Annotated in this window: 3 protein-coding genes; 1 reads left to right on the top strand and 2 read right to left on the bottom strand. The window is 72.0% G+C overall.

From position 1 onward, the window contains the following. Window positions 1–6: 6 nt before the first annotated feature. Complete coding sequence (locus tag ACFXBC_RS02970; RefSeq protein ID WP_385017986.1) at window positions 7–756, bottom strand: DUF1611 domain-containing protein; 750 nt, start codon at window positions 754–756, stop codon at window positions 7–9. Window positions 757–910: 154 nt separating this feature from the next. Continuing rightward, window positions 911–1,858: a class I SAM-dependent methyltransferase gene (locus ACFXBC_RS02965; RefSeq protein WP_385017984.1), complete on the bottom strand. Its 948-nt coding sequence runs from the start codon at window positions 1,856–1,858 to the stop codon at window positions 911–913. Window positions 1,859–2,113: 255 nt separating this feature from the next. Here ACFXBC_RS02965 and ACFXBC_RS02960 point away from each other — a divergent pair, with 255 nt between their 5' ends. Further along, complete coding sequence (locus tag ACFXBC_RS02960; RefSeq protein WP_385017982.1) at window positions 2,114–2,257, top strand: hypothetical protein; 144 nt, start codon at window positions 2,114–2,116, stop codon at window positions 2,255–2,257. Window positions 2,258–2,380 lie beyond the last annotated feature (123 nt).

Raw genomic sequence — 2,380 nt, 5'->3', positions numbered from 1 at the left:
CGCTCTCTACCCCCCTAAGTTTGTCGGACGCTTCTTTTGTTTATATGAGCCCGCGCCCCGGCCGGCCGCGTGGAAGACGGGGGCGCGTTCGTTGCCCGCGCCCGTCGTGCAGCCGACCAGCTGGCAGGTCTGGCCGGTGCCCACATATCCGGCGTCCACCCCGCGGGCCCGTGCGGCGCGCAGAAGCTCAAGGGCGGCCGTGCGCTTGCCCACGACGCAGTCGCTGCCCGCGACGTGCACCACGGATGCCCGGGTCCTGGCCGACCGGCCCGAGTACTTGGGCAGATGGGGGTGGGGGCGCCGGATGTCGACGATCCGGCGGCCGTCCGCCATCAGCTCCCGCAGATCCGTACCGGCGAGCTGGAGATGCAGGCAGGACAGGATGTGCAGCCCGGCCCCGGCCGCCGCGCGTATCTGGTCCCACCAGAAGGCGGGCAGATCGCCGGAGGGCAGCGGTATGTGCCGGAAGGCGCTGTCCGCCGTCTCACCGTGGTCGGACTCGGTCATCGCGACCACGAAGGCGTCCGGGGCGTAGGCCAGCGCCTGTTCGAGGCTCGACACGACCGGAACGTCCGTCCCGGGGACGGCGCCCGCCGTGGTCCGCGCCCCGTGGGAGCGGTCGATCACGGCGACGGTCTCCAGCACCGTGCTGTGCCGCAGCACCCCTTGCGCGGTCTTTCCCTCGGGGTGAGCGAGGACACCGTCCGCGAACAGCACTGCCCGCAGGGGCAGTCGTGAGAACTCTTCCGACAGCATGGGACCCGAGGCTACCGGCAGGACAAATGGAAGCCGGAGCGAGGGGACGGTTTGTTCGCCGGACCCGCACCGCCGAAGCACCGGGCTGGACCGGGGATCGGGTGGGCCGGGGGCCGGGGCGGTCCCCGGAGGCCCACAACGCGGACACCCTCCGTCAGCGAGCCTCCGCGACTGCCACCCGCCCCGACCGCAGCGAGGTCCGTCCGCCCGCCGGGCCCCCGGGGGTGTGCGTGAGGGCGAGGAGGTCGTCGTCGGACACCACCCGCAGGTCGTACTCCGCGAGCAGTGCGGCCATCCGCTGCGGCTTCCACAGGGAGCGCCACGGTTCGCCCGCCGTGAGGGAACTGCCCAGCACGCGGGTCAGCAGCCGTCCCGCCGCCGCTTTCGCCGACGGCGCCTGGTAGTTGACGACGAGCACGCTGCCCAGGGCCGTCCGGGCGGCGAGTGCGGCCACCGTGGCGCGTACCTGGTCGCGTGTGAGGTACGGGACGACGCCCTCCCACAGCCAGGTCGTCGGCGCGGACGGGTCGTGCCCGGCGGCGTCCAGTGCCGCACCGAGATCGTCCACGGCGAAGTCGACCGGCGTGAACCGTACGGACCGGGCGAGGACTGACAGTCGGGCGTCCTCGTCCAGTCCGGCGTCCTCATCCGCGTCCGGGCCCACCGCCTCGGTGAGGCGGGTGCGCTTGTCATGCTGGGATGCGGGGTGGTCGACCTCCCAGACATCCGTCCGCGAGAGTGCGGGCAGCCGCCAGGCCCGCGTGTCCAGACCGGCGCCGAGGATGACCAGCTGGCCGGTCGCTCGGGCACGCAGAGCCTCGTCGATCGCGACCGTCCGGGGCACGACCACCTCGGCACACGCCCGCACACTCTCGTACGTGGTGCGCGCCTGCCAGCCCTGCGGCGGAGTACCGGCGCGCACCTGCTCCACCGGCACCCGCTCCGCGCCACGCAGCAGCCGCACCGCCACCGGGTCGGCGAACCGGCCCTCCGCAGACCGGCTGCCCGCGCCTCCGCCGGCAACAGTCCTGCCGTCGGCGGCGGCCCGCCCCTGACAGACCAGCACCGCCGTCCTGCTGGCGTCCCGCGCACTCTCACCCATGAGGCCGTATTCAATACCAGCCCTGCCCTGTCCCGGCAGGCAGGGGAAATCCTCCACTCAGCCCGTCAGCGCATCCCACGCGTTTGCATAAGTCGCAAGCCAGCATTCACATTATGCAAACTCCGGTGTCACTGCTTCTCACTGGAGAACCAAGGGCTCAGGACCACGAGCCGGGGCGGCCACCTCGCTATCCGTGACGCCGCACTCGCGCAGTTCGAACCGCCACTGGGCAAGATCCTCCGCCCCTTCGACCGCATGCGCCGCAGACGCAACGGGGCCGAGTACCCCGACCGGGAGACACCCGAGATCACGGCGGAGGACGTGGAGAACGACCTTCCCAAGGCCGAGCAGATCGTCAAGCTCGCGGAACAGGTTCTCGACCGGATGCACCCCTACTGACGTTCGCCGCCGCGGGGGGGGCCGCCCCCCCCCCCCCCCCCCCCCCCCCCCCCCCCCCCCGCGAGAGAAAACACCACCCCCCACACCCCCAACACCCAACACCACACAGAAAAGACCACCAGA

It is taken from the genome of Streptomyces sp. NPDC059398, from assembly GCF_042751845.1.
Lineage (GTDB): Bacteria > Actinomycetota > Actinomycetes > Streptomycetales > Streptomycetaceae > Streptomyces.
Note: the sequence above shows the minus strand (reverse complement) of the source record. Positions and strands in the feature narration are given on the sequence as shown.

What these genes read in the sequence shown, in the direction of transcription:
- ACFXBC_RS02960 (WP_385017982.1), top strand. Translation starts at nt 2,114, where the DNA reads ATGCGCCGCAGACGCAACGGGGCCGAGTACCCCGACCGGGAGACACCC.
- ACFXBC_RS02970 (WP_385017986.1), bottom strand. Translation starts at nt 756, where the DNA reads ATGCTGTCGGAAGAGTTCTCACGACTGCCCCTGCGGGCAGTGCTGTTC.
- ACFXBC_RS02965 (WP_385017984.1), bottom strand. Translation starts at nt 1,858, where the DNA reads ATGGGTGAGAGTGCGCGGGACGCCAGCAGGACGGCGGTGCTGGTCTGT.